This window comes from Mesorhizobium sp. 113-3-3, from assembly GCF_016756495.1.
Lineage (GTDB): Bacteria > Pseudomonadota > Alphaproteobacteria > Rhizobiales > Rhizobiaceae > Mesorhizobium.
Window position 1 is genome coordinate 6,340,724 of sequence record NZ_AP023243.1, and the last position, 19,124, is coordinate 6,359,847.

A 19,124-nucleotide genomic window follows, 5' to 3' on the forward strand; every position below is an offset into this window, starting at 1 on the left:
TGTAGGACATGCTTGCAAGGGAAGACCGGCCGCCGCTTTTCGCGTCGGCGTCCTTGTTCATCATAGGGGCACTCTTTGTGTCTTCCGTCGCCTGGGCGTCCTTTGCCGAGGTCGACGAAATCGCGCGCGGCGACGGCAAGGTCATACCGGCTTCCAAGACCCAGATCATCCAGGCCAGCGAGCCGGGCGTCGTTCAGGAAATTGCCGTGAAGATCGGGCAGATCGTCAAGAAGAACGACCTCATCATCCGCCTCGACAACACCATGAACACGTCCAGCCTCGGCGAGCAGCAGGCCAAGGCACGGGCCCTCGAGACGCGCATTGCGCGGCTGAAATTCGAGCAGACCGGCAATATCGACGGTCCATTTCCCTGTCCGCCCGAAATCCAGAAGGTTGCGCCGGAAATCTGCGACAACGAGCAGAAGCTGCTCGTTGCGCGCCGTGACAACTTCCAGGTCAAGCTGTCGGTCCTCAAATCGCGTCTCGATCAGCGCCTGAACGAACTGGACGAAGCCAACGCCAATCTCGATCGCCTCACCAAAAACCTCGAAGTCAGCGACCGGGAAACGGCGCTGGTCGAATCCATGGTCAAGAAGGGGCTGATGGCCAGGACCGAGCAGATCCGCGTCGAGCGGGAGCAGACCGAACTGCATGGGCAGTTGAACCTCGCCGGCGAAACCATCAAGAAAGCCAAGGGGGCCATCACCGAAGCCCAGCTTCAAGTCAACGAGCTCGGCCTGCAGCTGCAACAGGAAGCGCTGAGCGACCTGACGCAGGCACTGGCCGATCTTTCGGTGGTCGATGAGACCATACGCGGCGCCACCGACAAGGTGGCGCGCACGGACATCCGTTCGCCTGTCGACGGTATCGTCAACACGCTCGACATCAACACGGTCGGCGCCTTCGTGCAGCCAGGCGCGGTCGTGGCCGGCATCGTGCCCACATCCGAGACGCTGCTGGTCGAAGCGCGGGTTTCACCGCGCGACGTCGCCTTCATCCGGCCGGACCAGGACGCGCTGATCAAGATAACCGCCTATGATTTCTCGATCTTCGGCGGCATCGAGGGCAAGGTCTCCAACATCACCGCCGACAGCCTGGTCGACCAGAAGACGGGCGAGCCCTACTACCAGGTACGCGTCGCAACCGAGAGGTCGACGCTGACACGGGACGGCAAGACCTATTCGATCATCCCCGGCATGATCTGTTCGGTCGACATCAAGACCGGACGCAAAACCATCCTCACCTATCTGTTGAAGCCGATCAACAAGGCACGGGAGGAGGCAATGAGTGAACGATAGCGTCACCTCTCCCGCCGCCGATCGCGAGCGGCTGCTGCCACCCATGGCGACAGAGGATTTCGGGCTGGAATTCCGGGTTGTGGCGCGTGGCGGCACGCGACGCGGCATTCGTCTGGAGCGGGCGTTCTGGACCACGCTGAAGCAGATGGCCGAAAGCCGCAAATGCACGATCGGCATGCTGATCGACGAGATCGCCGAAAGCCACGCCCACACAGGAAACCTGACATCGGCAATCCGGGTGGCCTGCATGCGCGGACTGGCCGACGAAAACCAGACCTTGCGAAGGCTTGCATCGATCAAGACGATCAATGCCATTCTGGTCGCCTGTCCGTCACCGGCCTTTGCGCTCTCGTCGTCGAAAAGGATCCTGACCTTCAACGCGCCGTTCCAACAGCTGGTCAGGCGGCAATTGCCGGTCGCCCCAAGCGAAGATGCGCGCCACGACCTGAAGCTTGCCCTGGATCTCAATGTCGCCGACATTTTCGCGCGGCTCGACGCCAATGGCGAAACGCCGGTCGCCACCGGTTTCGTCATCGGCGCCGGCGACCGCCGCTACCGGGGGCAGTTGAACGCGGTGCGGGCGCCGGTGCTCGAGCCGGAGCTGCTGATGGCATTCGTTTTCGGCGGCTGATTCATTCGCCCGAAAGCGACCGCTGCGAGACGACAAGAGAGCGAAGGCGTCCCGAACCGGCCGCTTCGCCTGTCTCGGGAATGCTATGGCTGCAGGCCCTCGCCGGGCGCGACCGTCGCAAGTCCGCCCTTGATATCGGCGACCTGGGCCGCACCGGGTCTGGTGCCGTGGATCCACGCGCGGTCGGTGCTGAACGAATACAATGGCACGTAGTCGGGAAGATCGCTGTCGCGCGAGACGACGTTGCTCAGGCTGTCCAGAATGAAGACACCGCTGCCGGTGCTGACGGACAACACGGCATGAAAGAAACCGCGCTTGCGGTCCTGCAGGACGACGAGCGACATGCTCTGCGCCGGAATGCCGGCACGCAGCAGCGCCGCCATCTTGAGAATGGCGAAATCCTCGCAGTCGCCCGCCCGATGCTCGAGAATTTCGGAAGGCTTGGCCCAGTAGTCGAGCTTGCCGTAAACCACGCTGTCCTTCCTGTAGGCGATCGCGTGATTTACACTTGAGTTGATGAAGGACAGCTTGTCGACAAACCGCTTGTCCTTGGCGGCATTGACGATCGCGGTGAAGATGCTGTTCTTGCCGTCGCACGCAGTGCCCGCGGAACAGTCGACGATCGCCTTGTAAACCGGCGCCCAACGCGCGGAAACCGGAAAATTGTGCATGGACAGCGCGACCGATCCGAACACGCCGGGGATAATCGACGCCGTCTGGACGGGATCGATCCCGGCATTGCCTTGCGCCATCGAAGAGCCGGTTTCCTGATCGACGGCAGCAGGACCGTAGCTGTCGAGAACCATGCCGATCCTGTAGGCCGAGGCCGGCTGCCAGGGCCGCGGCCGCAACAGCGAAATGCCACCGAGGGCAGGAGGCGTTTCGACCTTCGCCAGCAGCGGATCGACACGCTCGGCGCCCGTTGGGAAAGTGCTCGCGGACGATGGCTGCGGCAGGCCCATAATGCCGATTGCCAGCAGCAGCGCTTTGAGCCCGGTTGCCCCCAGGGCAGATTTTTCTTTTGTCATAACGCCCACCTTTGACTGTGGACGCTACCAATCTCGTCTCAAATTATTGGAAAGGAAGGTGGATAAGGTTCCTGTACTTCATGCCGTCTGTTTTGTGTAAAATTTTATACAAGTTTATACTTCTGTTTACCAAGCGATCACAGCCTGGGGCCGCCAAAAGGACCGCAGACCGGCCAATGTATATGGGGTTATATGTTTCGAGTTTACCACGCATAAAAAATGCCGAAGCCCGCATATCAGAATATATGAAACAGATTGCGGGACGGTTGCAAAGTAGAAGTGGTCCCTGTCTCTTTCCGGGAAATGCCGGAGGGGTTTGGCTATGACCACCAGTAACGATTTGGACACCGTCTCTCATTCATGGGACGAGCACTCTGAACATAACGGCCTGCAGGCGCAGATTCAGGTCGCGGAGGCCTCTGCACAAAAGCCGGCCCCGGCGGCCGCCGAACCGGTTCCCGTCGATGTCGGCAGCGGCACGCCCGTCAAACCGGAAGCGCCCGCGGAGGCGAAGGCACCGGCGGCAACGGCACCGCATGAATATGTGGCCGACGCCAGCAATGTGGTGAAACTTCCCGCCAATGTCTCGATCGACAACATCAAGGTCGACGGCCATAACCTCGTGCTCGAGCAGGCGGACGGTTCTGTGATCGTCATCAAGGATGGCGCCCTCAACGTGCCGACCTTCATCATCGGCGATGTCGAAGTGCCGCGCGTTGCCTTGATCGCGGCGTTGGAAGCAAGCCATGTCGATGTCGCTTTTGGCGCCGATGGATCGATCTCGGCAGGCCCCGGCGGTTCACCCGCGAGTGCCGGCGGAGACTTCTCGGTTCCCCCCGGCGGCATCGGCGACGGGTTCGGCCTGTCGGCGCTTTTGCCGCCGACGGATCTGGCGTTCGGCCAGCCGGAACATCGCGAACTGTTCCCGTCCCTGATCGACAGGCCGGTTTCGGTTGTGGCCACGTCATTGCTCACGCCGGACCAGGCGGCCAGTGAAACCGGCCTCAACGGCGGCCCGTCGCAGTCGCCGGGCAGCGACGCGCCGAGCAACGCGGAAACCTCCGGCGTCGGATCGATCACTGTCGACGCGCCGGATGGAATCGGGTCAATCGTCATCAACGGCGTCGCCGTCACCGCCGCCGGCCAGCAGATTCCAGGGCAGTTCGGCTACATCACGATCCTTTCCTTCGATCCCAACACCGGCCACATCGACTACGATTATACGGTCACCCAGTCGGTCACTCATCCGGATCAGACAACCGGATTTGATCCCAACGACACGGTTCCCGACAATTTCAGCGTCACGGTTACGGATGTTGACGGCGATTCGGCCAGCACCACCTTTGCCGTCGCTATCGTCGACGACGTGCCGACGGCGGTTGCCGATACGGACAGCATCACGGAAGGCGGCACGGTAAACGGCAACGTGATTGCCGGGCTTGGCAGCGACGGCAATCCGGCTGGCGCCGACACCAAGGGCGCCGACGGCGCCTCGGTGAGTGGCGTCACGGGCGCCGGGGCAACGACGGTGGTGGGCGGCGATTTCCATGTCGTTGGCCAGTACGGCACGCTGACGCTGAGCCCGGACGGGACCTACAGCTACGTTGCCAATGCCAACATCAACAACGCTTCGCCGGTGACGGACACGTTCACCTACACGCTGAAGGACGGCGACGGCGACACCTCGCAGACGACGCTGAAGATCACCATCAGCGACGGGATTGACCCATCGGTGCTGACCAACGCGGTCATCACGGTGGACGAGGCAGGGCTCGGCACCGTCAATGCGACCGGCAGCGCTGCCGCGACCAATGTCGAGGACGGCAGTGGAACGGTATCGTTCCATGCCGGTTCAGACAATATTACCGGGGTCGCGTTCACGTCGGTTGCCGGCATCACGGCTGATGTCAACGGAGTTGCCGGCGCCGATATCGTCTGGACACTGGTTGGCCCGACGCAGATCACCGGTTCGATCAACGGCGTCGATGCCATCCATATCGACCTGGTCGCGTCGTCGCTGCCGATCCTGGCGGGCACAGACGGGTCCGCCACCGTCAATGTGACGCTGCTCGACAACTTCCCGCATCCTGACGCGGGTGGGCAGAACGTCATCAACCTGACCGGCATCAATGTGGTCGCCACCGATACGGATGGCAGCCAGGCGAGCGCAACGGTACAGATCAACGTCGTCGACGATGTGCCGACGGCCCACGATGACGGCCCCTACGCGGTCGTCGAGGACGGCGTCAGCACGGTCTCGGGCGATGTGCTTGCCAATGACGCCTCGGGCGCCGATGCCCCCAAGGGCTTCGTGGCCTGGTCGGGAAGCGACGCGGCGACGATCGCCACGCTCAACACCTACGGCTCGCTGACGCAAGGCGCCAACGGCAGCTGGAGCTACGTGCTCGACAACTCCAAGGCGGCAACCCAGGCGCTGACCTCGGGCAGCCATCTGAGCTACGACCTGCATTACACGATGACGGACGCCGACGGTGACACCTCGCCGGCAACGCTGACCATCACCATCACCGGCACCGACGACACCGCAACCGTGACGACGGCACACGCCCAGGGACCGGACAACACGGTCTATGAGGCAGGCCTCAACCCGAACGGTTCGGACGCGGCCTCCAGCAGCGAGACCAGCACCGGTTCCTTCGCCATCTCGGCGACCGACGGCATCCAGAACATCGTCATCGGTGGCACCACCTACACCATGGCCGAGATCCAGGGCTTCAACGGCACCCAGACCATCAACACCGGCGAAGGCGTGCTCACGCTCACCGGCTACACCGGCGACGCCCATTCGGGCACGGTGGCCTACAGCTACACGCTGAGCGCAACCATCGACAATGACAGCAAGGTGCCGACCGGCAACGACAGCGTCAACGGTTCCGGCTTCAACGACAGCGTCGCGCTCACCGTCAACGGCGTCGGCGGCACCACCGCCAGCGACAATCTCATCGTCCATGTCGTCGACGACGTGCCGACGGCCCACGATGACGGCCCCTACGCGGTCGTCGAGGACGGCGTCAGCACGGTCTCGGGCGATGTGCTTGCCAATGACGCCTCCGGCGCCGATGCCCCCAAGGGCTTCGTGGCCTGGTCGGGAAGCGACGCGGCGACGATCGCCACGCTCAACACCTACGGCTCGCTGACGCAAGGCGCCAACGGCAGCTGGAGCTACGTGCTCGACAACTCCAAGGCGGCAACCCAGGCGCTGACCTCGGGCAGCCATCTGAGCTACGACCTGCATTACACGATGACGGACGCCGACGGTGACACCTCGCCGGCAACGCTGACCATCACCATCACCGGCACCGACGACACCGCAACCGTGACGACGGCACACGCCCAGGGACCGGACAACACGGTCTATGAGGCAGGCCTCAACCCGAACGGTTCGGACGCGGCCTCCAGCAGCGAGACCAGCACCGGTTCCTTCGCCATCTCGGCGACCGACGGCATCCAGAACATCGTCATCGGTGGCACCACCTACACCATGGCCGAGATCCAGGGCTTCAACGGCACCCAGACCATCAACACCGGCGAAGGCGTGCTCACGCTCACCGGCTACACCGGCGACGCCCATTCGGGCACGGTGGCCTACAGCTACACGCTGAGCGCAACCATCGACAATGACAGCAAGGTGCCGACCGGCAACGACAGCGTCAACGGTTCCGGCTTCAACGACAGCGTCGCGCTCACCGTCAACGGCGTCGGCGGCACCACCGCCAGCGACAATCTCATCGTCCATGTCGTCGACGACGTGCCGACGGCCCACGATGACGGCCCCTACGCGGTCGTCGAGGACGGCGTCAGCACGGTCTCGGGCGATGTGCTTGCCAATGACGCCTCCGGCGCCGATGCCCCCAAGGGCTTCGTGGCCTGGTCGGGAAGCGACGCGGCGACGATCGCCACGCTCAACACCTACGGCTCGCTGACGCAAGGCGCCAACGGCAGCTGGAGCTACGTGCTCGACAACTCCAAGGCGGCAACCCAGGCGCTGACCTCGGGCAGCCATCTGAGCTACGACCTGCATTACACGATGACGGACGCCGACGGTGACACCTCGCCGGCAACGCTGACCATCACCATCACCGGCACCGACGACACCGCAACCGTGACGACGGCACACGCCCAGGGACCGGACAACACGGTCTATGAGGCAGGCCTCAACCCGAACGGTTCGGACGCGGCCTCCAGCAGCGAGACCAGCACCGGTTCCTTCGCCATCTCGGCGACCGACGGCATCCAGAACATCGTCATCGGTGGCACCACCTACACCATGGCCGAGATCCAGGGCTTCAACGGCACCCAGACCATCAACACCGGCGAAGGCGTGCTCACGCTCACCGGCTACACCGGCGACGCCCATTCGGGCACGGTGGCCTACAGCTACACGCTGAGCGCAACCATCGACAATGACAGCAAGGTGCCGACCGGCAACGACAGCGTCAACGGTTCCGGCTTCAACGACAGCGTCGCGCTCACCGTCAACGGCGTCGGCGGCACCACCGCCAGCGACAATCTCATCGTCCATGTCGTCGACGACGTGCCGACGGCCCACGATGACGGCCCCTACGCGGTCGTCGAGGACGGCGTCAGCACGGTCTCGGGCGATGTGCTTGCCAATGACGCCTCCGGCGCCGATGCCCCCAAGGGCTTCGTGGCCTGGTCGGGAAGCGACGCGGCGACGATCGCCACGCTCAACACCTATGGCACGCTGACGCAAGGCGCCAACGGCAGCTGGAGCTACGTGCTCGACAACTCCAAGGCGGCAACCCAGGCGCTGACCTCGGCCAGCCATCTCAGCTACGACCTGCATTACACGATGACGGACGCCGACGGCGACACCTCGCCGGCCACGCTGACCATCACCATCACCGGCACCGACGACACCGCGACGGTGACGACGGCACAGGCTCAAGGCCCCGACAACACGGTCTTCGAGGCCGGCCTCAACCCGAACGGTTCGGACGCCGCCTCCAGCAGCGAGACGAGCACCGGCTCCTTCGCCATCTCGGCAACCGACGGCATCAAGGACATCGTCATCGGTGGCACCACCTTCAGCATGGCCCAGATCCAGGGCTTCAACGGCACCCAGACCGTCAACACCGGCGAAGGCGTGCTCACGCTCACCGGCTACACCGGCGACGCCCATTCGGGCACGGTGGCCTACAGCTACACGCTGAGCGCAACCATCGACAATGACAGCAAGGTGCCGACCGGCAACGACAGCGTCAACGGTTCCGGCTTCAACGACAGCGTCGCGCTCACCGTCAACGGCGTCGGCGGCACCACCGCCAGCGACAATCTCATCGTCCATGTCGTCGACGACGTGCCGACGGCCCACGATGACGGCCCCTACGCGGTCGTCGAGGACGGCGTCAGCACGGTCTCGGGCGATGTGCTTGCCAATGACGCCTCCGGCGCCGATGCCCCCAAGGGCTTCGTGGCCTGGTCGGGAAGCGACGCGGCGACGATCGCCACGCTCAACACCTATGGCACGCTGACGCAAGGCGCCAACGGCAGCTGGAGCTACGTGCTCGACAACTCCAAGGCGGCAACCCAGGCGCTGACCTCGGCCAGCCATCTCAGCTACGACCTGCATTACACGATGACGGACGCCGACGGCGACACCTCGCCGGCCACGCTGACCATCACCATCACCGGCACCGACGACACCGCGACGGTGACGACGGCACAGGCTCAAGGCCCCGACAACACGGTCTTCGAGGCCGGCCTCAACCCGAACGGTTCGGACGCCGCCTCCAGCAGCGAGACGAGCACCGGCTCCTTCGCCATCTCGGCAACCGACGGCATCAAGGACATCGTCATCGGTGGCACCACCTTCAGCATGGCCCAGATCCAGGGCTTCAACGGCACCCAGACCGTCAACACCGGCGAAGGCGTGCTCACGCTCACCGGCTACACCGGCGACGCCCATTCGGGCACGGTGGCCTACAGCTACACGCTGAGCGCAACCATCGACAATGACAGCAAGGTGCCGACCGGCAACGACAGCGTCAACGGTTCCGGCTTCAACGACAGCGTCGCGCTCACCGTCAACGGCGTCGGCGGCACCACCGCCAGCGACAATCTCATCGTCCATGTCGTCGACGACGTGCCGACGGCCCACGATGACGGCCCCTACGCGGTCGTCGAGGACGGCGTCAGCACGGTCTCGGGCGATGTGCTTGCCAATGACGCCTCCGGCGCCGATGCCCCCAAGGGCTTCGTGGCCTGGTCGGGAAGCGACGCGGCGACGATCGCCACGCTCAACACCTATGGCACGCTGACGCAAGGCGCCAACGGCAGCTGGAGCTACGTGCTCGACAACTCCAAGGCGGCAACCCAGGCGCTGACCTCGGCCAGCCATCTCAGCTACGACCTGCATTACACGATGACGGACGCCGACGGCGACACCTCGCCGGCCACGCTGACCATCACCATCACCGGCACCGACGACACCGCGACGGTGACGACGGCACAGGCTCAAGGCCCCGACAACACGGTCTTCGAGGCCGGCCTCAACCCGAACGGTTCGGACGCCGCCTCCAGCAGCGAGACGAGCACCGGCTCCTTCGCCATCTCGGCAACCGACGGCATCAAGGACATCGTCATCGGTGGCACCACCTTCAGCATGGCCCAGATCCAGGGCTTCAACGGCACCCAGACCGTCAACACCGGCGAAGGCGTGCTCACGCTCACCGGCTACACCGGCGACGCCCATTCGGGCACGGTGGCCTACAGCTACACGCTGAGCGCAACCATCGACAATGACAGCAAGGTGCCGACCGGCAACGACAGCGTCAACGGTTCCGGCTTCAACGACAGCGTCGCGCTCACCGTCAACGGCATCGGCGGCACCACCGCCAGCGACACTCTCCTCGTGCATGTCGTCGACGATGTGCCGACGGCCCATGCCGACACCGGCAACGTCAATGAAGGCGCGCTCTTGACCGTGGCGGCCGCGGCGGGCGTGCTGATCAATGACGTGGCCGGCGCCGACGGCGCCACCATCGACGGCGTGCGTGCCGCCGGCGGCAACACCACAACAGCCGTATCGGGCGGTGTCGGCACCGACATTGCCGGCCTGCACGGCACGCTGCACCTCAATGCCGACGGCTCCTACACCTATCAGTCGACGGCCAACAACATCGCCGCCAACACCACCGACGTGTTCGTCTACACCATCAAGGACGGCGACGGCGACCTATCGACGACGACACTGACCATCAACCTGACCGATGTAACCATCACAGCACCGGCCGACAGCGACGTGACGGTCAATGAAGCCGCACTGGACCTGGTAAAGGCTGGTGCCGATCTGGCGGCCGGTACAGTAACCGGCTCGCTGCCGGCCCTGATCACCGAGACCGACGCGACCAACCAGCTCAACGCCTCGGGCGGCGTCGGCACGCTTCACTACCAGCTGGTCAGTGGCGGCAACGCGGCAACCGCTGGTACCTACGGCACCATCCAGGTCAATGACGACGGCACCTATGTCTATACGCTGACCAAGCCGTTCGACACCTCACCAGACGCCAACAATGGCACCAACATCGAGAGCGCAGAGAACTTTACCTACAAGGTCACCGACGGCAACGGCAACACCAGCACCGGAACCATCACCGTCAACATCGTCGACGATGTGCCCACGGCAAACGCCAATTCGGGCAACGTCAACGAAGGCGCGCTGCTGACCGTGACGGCCGCGGCCGGCGTGCTGGTCAATGACGTGGCCGGCGCCGATGGTTTCGCCGCCAGTGGCGGCGTGGTCGGCGTACGAGCCGCGGCCGGTGACACCACCACGGCGGTGACGACCGGCGCGGGCACCGACATTGCCGGCCTGCACGGCACGCTGCACCTCAATGCCGACGGCTCCTACACCTATCAATCGACGGCCAACAACATCGCCGCCAACACCACCGACGTGTTCGTCTACACCATCAAGGACGGCGACGGCGACTTGTCGACGACGACGCTGACCATCAACCTCACCGACGCAGGCCTCGTCGCTCCCGCCGACAATGACGTGACCGTCAACGAAGCCGCCCTCGACACCACGACATCGGGTGCCGACCTCGCGCACGGCACGGTCACCGGCTCGCTGCCCAGTTCGACCGCCGAGACCGATGCCTCAAACCAGCTCAACGCCTCGGGTGGCGTCGGCGCGCTGACCTATACCGCCCAGACCATCGTCGGCACCTACGGCACGATCCACATCAACACCGATGGCAGCTATGTCTACACGCTGACGAGCAACTATCTGAATGCGACGGCGAACAATGGCGTCCAGACCATTTCCGGCCTGGAGAACTTCACCTACACGGTGACCGACAGCGTCGGCAACACCGCCACCGGTTCCATCACCGTCAACATCATCGACGACGTTCCGACGCTCGGGGCCTTCACCGCTGCCACGATCCCGAACGAGATCGGATCCGTCGCCGGTCCGTTCTCACTGGTCCCGGGCGCAGACGGTATCGACCATTTCAGCATTACGGGGCCTGCGATCACGGGGATCACTTACAGCACGACAGTCGCAGCCGACGGCACGACGGTCCTGCACGGAAAGTCGGGGGTGACGGAGGTCTTCTCCCTCACCGTGAAGCCGGACGGAACGTATCAGTTCGATCTCGTCACGCCGCAGGCATCGACCGTGGTCACTTCAAGCCTGGCCAACCTGGCCTCAGGCAACAACAACTGGACGGAATTGGCAGACGGCAGCATCGAGTTTTCTTCGCCGGGCAGTGTCAATTCGTCCACGCAAGGCTTCGGCGTCGGCAACAATTTCCTGAACAGTGGTGAAACCTTCACCATGGAGTTCCATACCGCCGGAACCGGAGTGGGTGTCGACAACACACCCGCGAGCAATCCAAACTTCGTCGACGCCGTCAATTTCACCGTGAATTCGGCCAATGCAGGCGATGCGGTCACGTGGACGGCCACCGACACGGTGCACAACGTCACACAATCTGGAACGGCTTTCGTCGACGCCTCGGGAACACATCTGCTGATCGACCCGACGATCTCGTTCAACCAGCTTGTCGTCACAGGAGCCACCTCCGGCGAGTCCATGCGACTGACCGCGGCGGCGGTGACGCAGACCATCCTGCCGTCAGACCTGAACCTGCAATTCCAGGTTACGGCCACGGACAAGGATGGAGACACCACCGGCGCGCAGTCTCTGAATGTTCACGTGGTGGCAGGGGACTCATCGGGCAACTTCACCCTTACGGGCACGGCCGGCAACGATGTGATAGCCTCGAGCACACATACAGACACGATGACAGGCGGAGCCGGCGCCGACATTTTCATCATCGGGACCGGCGAATCGACCCCAGTCATAGGCGGAGCCGGCAATGCCGGCACGATCTCCGGCTATGACATCATCACCGACTTCGTGGCCGGGACCGACAAACTGACCCTGCCCGGCACGCTGGTGGCCGCCACTGCCGGCCTCGTCGACGGCGCGGGAGATTCCGTCCTGACAATCGGTGGAGACACGGTCGAGTCCCATTCGGTCACGAACGGCATCGCCAGTTTCTTCGGCACCGATGCCGGCACCTCGCCCCTGGCGATCACCACGACATCGGGCGTGGCCGCGGCGGTCCAGTATCTCATGGGCACCGACATCGGCAATGCAGGCGCAACGCTCGCATTCACGGCAACGATCTCCGGGGTCAATCACACCTATGTCTATACCCAGACAACCACCAATGCCGGCGTGGGAGCGCTGGTCGATCTTCAGGGGGTCACGGTCGCGAACCTCAACACCTTGATCGGTGGATCTGTCGATCCCGTCATCCTCGATCTGAACCACAATGGCTTCACCTTCTCCGATGTCAGCCATGGCGTTCAGTTCGACATGAACGGCGACGGCACCAAGGAGCAACTGGCCTGGAACACGTCGAAGGACGGCATGCTGGCGGTCGATCTCAACCATGACGGCAAGATCGACGACGGCACCGAACTGTTCACGCCGAACTTCGGTGGCGGGCATTTCGCCAGCGGGGCGGCCGCACTGGCTTCGCTCGACAGCAACCATGACGGCGTCATCGATCACAACGACGCGGCGTACAGCAGCCTGCTGATCTGGAAGGACGGCAATGCCAATGGCACCAGCGACGCCGGAGAACTGTCGAGCCTTGCCGACAACGGGGTTGCCTCCATCAGCACGGCAGCGCACCCGGCTGTCGGCGAAATCGACGGGCAGGCCGTGACCGGCAACGGCACCTTCCAGATGGCCGACGGCACGACCGGCAACTACGTGGAGGTGGAACTCGATACATCGCTGGTTGCCCCGGCGCAGCCGTCGGTGGCCTCCGATGGTACCAGGACATTCGCCATCGGCTCGCTCGAAGTCGCCGATCTGATCGCCGACTTCCACGACGGCGCCAATGGCGACAAGATCGATCTCTCCGCGCTGCTGAAAGGCCTGGCCGGCGTCACCGATCTCGAAGCCGGCGGCTTTGTGGAGATCTCGCAGTCTTCCGCCAATGCGGCGAATGCCGAAGTCAAGGTCGACACAAATGGCGGTGGCGACAACTACCATACGGTCGCCGTGCTGGAGAACTATACGTTCCACAGCGCTGCCGAAGCGGTGAAAATACTTTACGATGACAGCCACGGCACCAAGACGGACGTGGCCTAAGGGGCGAAAGGGACGAGGTGACGAGCATGAACAGAGTTTTGCGTGTGGCTTTCGGGGCCGGGCTGCTGTCGATTGTTGCGACGGGGCTTGAAGCCGCCGACATCATCGAAGGTCCGACGGGCGACTATTGCCGCGTCGTGGGCACGTCCAACCTGGTGCTGAACGACGACATCGTCGATCTCAAGCAGCAGGTGGTGAAGCTGATGGACGAATCCGTTGCCGTCGCCAACAGTTCGGAATGGATCAATTCATCCCGGCCCGCCTTCGTCTGGGCTTCGGAAGCCAAGGTCGCCTGCGGCATGGCCTATGGCTATCTGAAGACGAACTACAAGGACGAAGACACGCTCAACAAATGCGAGTGTTTCCACGACCGCATGGTCGAGTACATGCACTGACCGGATGGGCCACGCCTGTTGGCCATCATGACACCAGACGGATCAATTTCATGGGCGATCGCCGCAACGATCGCTCTGCCCAGTCTTGATCTGTCCGCCGCGCGGGCTGGCGCCAACTGGCTGGGCCTTCCGATTGCCGGCACCGCGTGTTCACGCCCGGGCCACGACATGACATGCTGCCAACTATCGCACCGCCAGGCGCGTCAAGGCGCCTGCTCCCGGCTTTCGAGGCTAAAGAACAGCAAGACGGCGCGCCAACTCCGCCGTAACATGAATTGAGGACCAGACCGGGAAATATCCGGCGGCAGACGGGGTGGAGCAATCATGGAAGCTGTCCGGCAGGGCCGCAGTCCGCAGATCTGGGCAGTCGCCCTGGCGCTCGCCATGCCGTTGTCGGGATGCCAGTCGAAGGGCGGCGTTTCCGAAGTGCTCGATCCCGCGGCGGTCGCCGCGCCCGCAGGGCAGAATGGCGCCGCCAACGCCGGTCCGGCTCAGGCGAGCCAGTCGCTCGGCACCGGTTCGGCCAAAGTCACGATGCTGCTGCCACTGTCCGCCTCCGGGACGTCAGGGGAAACCGGCCGGAAGATGCTCGACGGCGCCAAGCTGGCGATGGCGGATATCGGCAATGGATTGCTGACGCTGACGATAGAGGACACGAAAGGCGACAGCGCTCAGGCCGGCAAACTGGCCGTGCAGGCCATCACGACGGGATCCAAGGTCGTCATCGGTCCGACCGAACTGTCGGCGGCCCAGCATATCGCCACGCTGTCCGGCTCGAAACGGCCACCGGTTCTGGCGCTTGCCGACAATTTCGCCGGTAGCGCCGGGGTTTATGCCGTGCGCCTCAGCGAAGCCGACAGCGCCGCGGCGGGCGCTGCGGGGCTCGCCGCGAAAGGTCGCAAGAAGTTCGTCTTGCTTGTGGCGGAAGGCTCGAACGCCAGCGCCGTGGAGAAGCGGGTGGCGAACGGCCTCAGCATCTATGGCGCGACGCTCGCGGTCACCCTGCCCTATTCGGCCGGCGACGGTGGCGCCAGGGCGGTCGACCAGATGGGCTCGCTCGTCGACGCTCCCGACGCGGTCATTGTCGCCAGCGGCGACTCCAGCCCCGCGCCCGTGCTTGCCGCCCTCAAATCAAAGGGCATTCCGGGGAAGGCGGTTTCAGTCGTCGGAACCGACCGTTGGCTGGAGCGCCCGATGGATCCATTGTTCGAGGGGGCATACATCGCCACGCTCGATCAAAGCGAAACCGGACCGATCGCCGACCGCTTCAGGACGACATACAACTACCCTGCCGACGTCAATGTGGCCTATGCCTATGATATGGTTGCCCTGACGGCAGGGATTGCCAGCGCGGTCGGACCCGACGGCTTCAGCAAACAGACCCTCGAAAATCCGAACGGGTTTCGCGGATCGACGGGTTTGTTCCGGTTTCGGGCTGACGGATCCAGTCAAAGGTCGATGCCATTCTATCGGATAGAAAAGGGTGCGCTCAAACTGTTTGCCAAATCGACGTCGGGTTTCTGACCGGCCGCCGGCAGGACCTTGCGCGAACGCCGCGCCGGCTTGATGGGCTGGCATGCCCGCCTCGCGATCGGGGGCCTCGAGCTCGTGCTCGGAATTGCCTTGATCCTGCAGGCGGGAGCCTGGCTTTCTCTCGAGCGGCCCGCCCGCGCGCCATCCCCGGAAATAGCCGGCGAGCAAGCCACCCCGGCGGCCGCGGCTGGCGGACAATTGCGGGAACCGGCGCGGCGGATTGCCGAGAGCCTTATCGCTCCGCCGCCGGTTGACGTGACGGAAATCGAGCGGGTCGAAGCCCGCCCGCCGCTCGGAAACCTCGGCCTCGCCGTCCGCCCCAAGACACCAATGCCGCAAGACTGGCGCGAAACCCTGCTCTACCGCCCGATCGCAACGTCGTCGGCGATTTTCGAATCGATGGGATGGAAGGTGGTCATCAGCGGGGCTCAGGACATCGGCGCGGCCCAGACCTGTTCGTTCCGCGACGAGGTCTGGCCCTGCGGCCAGCGCGCCCGCGCGGCCTTCAATGCCTGGCTGCGGGGGCGCGCGCTGAACTGCTTCCTGCCGCCGGAAACCGAGCGTTTTGCCATCGCCGCCCCATGCCGGCTGGGCAAACAGGATGTCGGCGCCTGGCTCGTCGCCAATGGCTGGGCGATGGCGCTGCCGGGCGGCGTCTACGGCAAGGCGGAAGCAGTTGCCAGGAATGCCGGGATGGGTATCTTCGGGCCGCCGCAGTAGGCAGGCCGCAGATGACCGCCAAAAGGCAGGGTTTCCGCAAACGGGCTTCGTCCAGGGCATGACGAAGACGCCATCCGGCATTTTCCATAAAATTGTACGGTTCGGCGAAACCGAAATTACGGCAGGCAGGCCTTATACAAGCCGACCTGACAGGAGATTGCCAATGACCCGACCAATGGCGACCACCACTGCCCAGCCCTGGAAGCAGGTCGCATGGCTGACATTGCTGGGGACCGCCGGGAGCCTCGGCCTTTCCCTCGGCCTCAACTACCTGCTGCTGTTCAGCGACGCGCTGACGCCGTTCGCCCGCAGCATGATCACCGCGGGACTGCTGCCGGTGATCATCGGCCTGCCGCTGTTCGCGCTGATCGGCTGGAACCGCGTCGAAATCCACCGCTACCGCCAGGAACTCAACAAGTCCGGAACGTATGACAGGCTGACGGGCTGCCTGAACGGGCCGGTCTTCACGTCGATGGTCGAACGGCGGGCAGCCAGGCGGCCGGGGCCAGGACCGCGCTCGGGCGCCTTCCTGATCATTCATCCGCAACACCTTCGGTCCATCAACATGCGCTTTGGCCTTGAATGGGGCGACGAGGCCTTGCGGCTCATCGTCTCGACCATACAATCGTCGGTGCGCGAGGAGGACCTGATCGGGCGCATCGGGGCCTCGATGTTCGGGGTTTTCCTCTCGGGCGCGACCGAAGCGGAGGCCAAGGAGATCGGCGAGCGCATCCGCACGCGCATCGCGCAAGTCTACTTCGCGCCAAAAGGCACCGAGGATGTCCTCACCATCAAGGTCGGCGGCGTGATGCTGGAGAACGAGATGGAATTCTCGGACATGTTCCGCTCCGCCGAAGAACACCTGTCCGACGCGCAGGACGAAGCCGCCTTCGAACTGACGCATCTCCACAGCTGACAGCCGGGCGCCAAAGCAGGCCAGTTCGGGGAATCAGGAAATCTGGTGCTGCGAGAGAGGATTGAACTCTCGACCTCTCCCTTACCAAGGGAGTGCTCTACCACTGAGCTACCGCAGCCGCTGATGGCGGGGCTTCTGCCATATCGAACCGGCAAGCGCAAGGCCAAGAACAACGCTTCTGTGAAAGGCTTTGCCGGATAGCTTTCCATGACATGGCGGCGCCACAATGTTGGCTATCCCTGAACGGCAGGTTTGGCCGGTCGCCGGCCGGGATAGGACGATGAGCGACAAGACGATTTCACCGAAAAAAGGCGGCACGGACCGCAAGGACCGGCTCGCCGAGCAGTTGCGCGCCAATCTGCAGAAGCGCAAGGCGCAGTCGCGCTCGCGCCGCACGGGTGAGGCCGACCAGAGGCCGGACGGGCTCGGTTCAGCCAAGGAAATACGGAAAGATTAACTCAAATCAGCCACTCTTGGCCCGGATGCTTGGAAATCCTATTTCTTGAACCAAGCCGGCCGATGGTCTAGACGGGCCGATACTCAAACGATTGAACCGGCCTTTTTGGCCGAGAGGGACGTTCTCCAATGGATCGCATCAGAATTGTCGGGGGCAACAAGCTCTCCGGAAGCATTCCGATTTCGGGCGCGAAAAACGCCGCCTTGCCGCTGATGATCGCCTCGCTGTTGACCGACGACACGCTGACGCTGGAAAACGTGCCGCATCTGGCCGATGTCGAGCAGTTGATCCGCATCCTCGGCAATCACGGCGTCGACTATTCGGTCAACGGCCGCCGCGAGAAGCAGAATGAGGGCTATTCGCGCACCATCAACTTCTCCGCCCGCAACATCGTCGACACGACGGCGCCTTACGAGCTGGTGTCGAAGATGCGCGCTTCGTTTTGGGTGATCGGGCCGCTGCTGGCCCGCATGGGCGAGGCCAAGGTGTCGCTGCCCGGCGGTTGCGCCATCGGCACGCGCCCGGTCGACCTCTTCCTCGAGGGCCTGCAGGCGCTGGGCGCCGATCTCGACGTCGACACCGGCTATGTCATCGCCAAGACCAAGAATGGCCGCCTGATCGGCAACCGCTATGTGTTCCCCAAGGTCTCGGTCGGTGCCACCCATGTGCTGATGATGGCCGCCTCGCTGGCCAAGGGCGAAACGGTGCTGGAAAACGCCGCCTGCGAGCCCGAAATCGTTAACCTCGCCGAATGCCTCAACGCCATGGGCGCGAAAATTTCCGGCGCCGGCACCCCGACCATCACCATCGACGGCGTCGAATCGCTGTCGGGCGCGCGCGTGCGCGTCATCCCCGACCGCATCGAGACCGGCACCTATGCCATGGCCGTCGTCATGACCGGCGGCGATGTCGTGCTCGAAGGCGCGCGGCCGGAGCTGCTGCAGACCGCGCTCGACGTGATTTCGCAGACGGGCGCCGAGATCACCCAGACCAATTCCGGTATCCGCGTGAAGCGCAACGGCGCCGGCATTTCGCCGGTCGACGTGACGACAGCGCCCTTCCCGGCCTTCCCGACCGATCTGCAGGCGCAGTTCATGGGCCTGATGACCATGGCCAAGGGCAAATCGCGCATCACCGAGACGATCTTCGAGAACCGCTTCATGCACGTCCAGGAACTGGCCCGGCTCGGCGCCCACATCACGCTTTCGGGCCAGACGGCGATCGTCGACGGCGTGGCGAAGCTGAAAGGCGCGCCGGTCATGGCCACCGATCTTCGCGCTTCCGTCTCACTGGTCATCGCCGGCCTCGCCGCCGAAGGCGAGACCACGGTCAACCGCGTCTATCATCTCGACCGCGGCTTCGAGCGGCTGGAAGAAAAACTGTCCAACTGCGGCGCGGTGATCGAACGGATTTCCGCCTGACGATCGAACGGCCGCAGCTTCGGAAGGAAACTGGCCCGTACGACCTTCATTGCCTTGCCGGC

Annotated in this window: 10 protein-coding genes and 1 tRNA gene; 9 read left to right on the forward strand and 2 right to left on the reverse strand. The window is 63.9% G+C overall.

Going from position 1 to position 19,124, the window contains the following annotated elements:
- Nucleotides 1–8: 8 nt before the first annotated feature.
- Together JG746_RS30705 and JG746_RS30710 are read left to right on the forward strand one after the other, a co-directional pair.
- On the forward strand, nt 9–1,298 hold the full coding sequence (locus JG746_RS30705; RefSeq protein ID WP_202356147.1) for an HlyD family type I secretion periplasmic adaptor subunit: 1,290 nt from the start codon (nt 9–11) through the stop codon (nt 1,296–1,298).
- Complete coding sequence (locus JG746_RS30710; RefSeq protein WP_202356148.1) at nt 1,288–1,929, forward strand: ribbon-helix-helix domain-containing protein; 642 nt, start codon at nt 1,288–1,290, stop codon at nt 1,927–1,929. The genes JG746_RS30705 and JG746_RS30710 overlap by 11 nt, the downstream gene beginning before the upstream one ends.
- A gap of 83 nt (nt 1,930–2,012) precedes the next feature.
- Here the strand turns inward: JG746_RS30710 and JG746_RS30715 are convergent, their stop codons facing one another.
- Nucleotides 2,013–2,957: a transglutaminase-like cysteine peptidase gene (locus JG746_RS30715; RefSeq protein ID WP_202356149.1), complete on the reverse strand. Its 945-nt coding sequence runs from the start codon at nt 2,955–2,957 to the stop codon at nt 2,013–2,015.
- Between the two features lie 322 nt (nt 2,958–3,279).
- Between JG746_RS30715 and JG746_RS30720 the strand changes: the two genes are divergently transcribed.
- From JG746_RS30720 to JG746_RS30740, 5 genes are all read left to right on the forward strand, one after another.
- The gene (locus JG746_RS30720) at nt 3,280–13,620 is read left to right on the forward strand and encodes a VCBS domain-containing protein (RefSeq protein WP_202356150.1); all 10,341 of its coding nucleotides are present in this window, start codon (nt 3,280–3,282) and stop codon (nt 13,618–13,620) included.
- Nucleotides 13,621–13,646: 26 nt separating this feature from the next.
- Nucleotides 13,647–14,015 (forward strand): hypothetical protein, encoded by a 369-nt coding sequence (locus JG746_RS30725; protein ID WP_202356151.1) that lies wholly within the window; start codon nt 13,647–13,649, stop codon nt 14,013–14,015.
- Between the two features lie 324 nt (nt 14,016–14,339).
- A complete protein-coding gene (locus JG746_RS30730) occupies nt 14,340–15,539 on the forward strand; it encodes an ABC transporter substrate-binding protein (protein WP_202356152.1) in 1,200 nt (399 codons plus the stop codon).
- An 18-nt stretch (nt 15,540–15,557) separates the two neighbouring features.
- Entirely contained in the window at nt 15,558–16,268 is a 711-nt protein-coding gene (locus JG746_RS30735; protein WP_244730562.1) for a thermonuclease family protein, read from the forward strand.
- 163 nt (nt 16,269–16,431) lie between these two features.
- Nucleotides 16,432–17,184 (forward strand): GGDEF domain-containing protein, encoded by a 753-nt coding sequence (locus JG746_RS30740; RefSeq protein ID WP_244730564.1) that lies wholly within the window; start codon nt 16,432–16,434, stop codon nt 17,182–17,184.
- Between the two features lie 43 nt (nt 17,185–17,227).
- Here JG746_RS30740 and JG746_RS30745 read toward each other — a convergent pair.
- Nucleotides 17,228–17,302 (reverse strand) — tRNA-Thr (locus JG746_RS30745).
- Between the two features lie 162 nt (nt 17,303–17,464).
- Between JG746_RS30745 and JG746_RS30750 the strand changes: the two genes are divergently transcribed.
- Nucleotides 17,465–17,641, forward strand: a complete 177-nt coding sequence (locus tag JG746_RS30750) for a hypothetical protein (RefSeq protein ID WP_199650340.1) — start codon at nt 17,465–17,467, stop codon at nt 17,639–17,641.
- Between the two features lie 128 nt (nt 17,642–17,769).
- Nucleotides 17,770–19,062 carry a UDP-N-acetylglucosamine 1-carboxyvinyltransferase gene (gene murA / locus JG746_RS30755; RefSeq protein ID WP_202356153.1) on the forward strand — a complete coding sequence of 431 codons (1,293 nt, stop codon included), beginning with the start codon at nt 17,770–17,772 and terminating at the stop codon, nt 19,060–19,062.
- Nucleotides 19,063–19,124 lie beyond the last annotated feature (62 nt).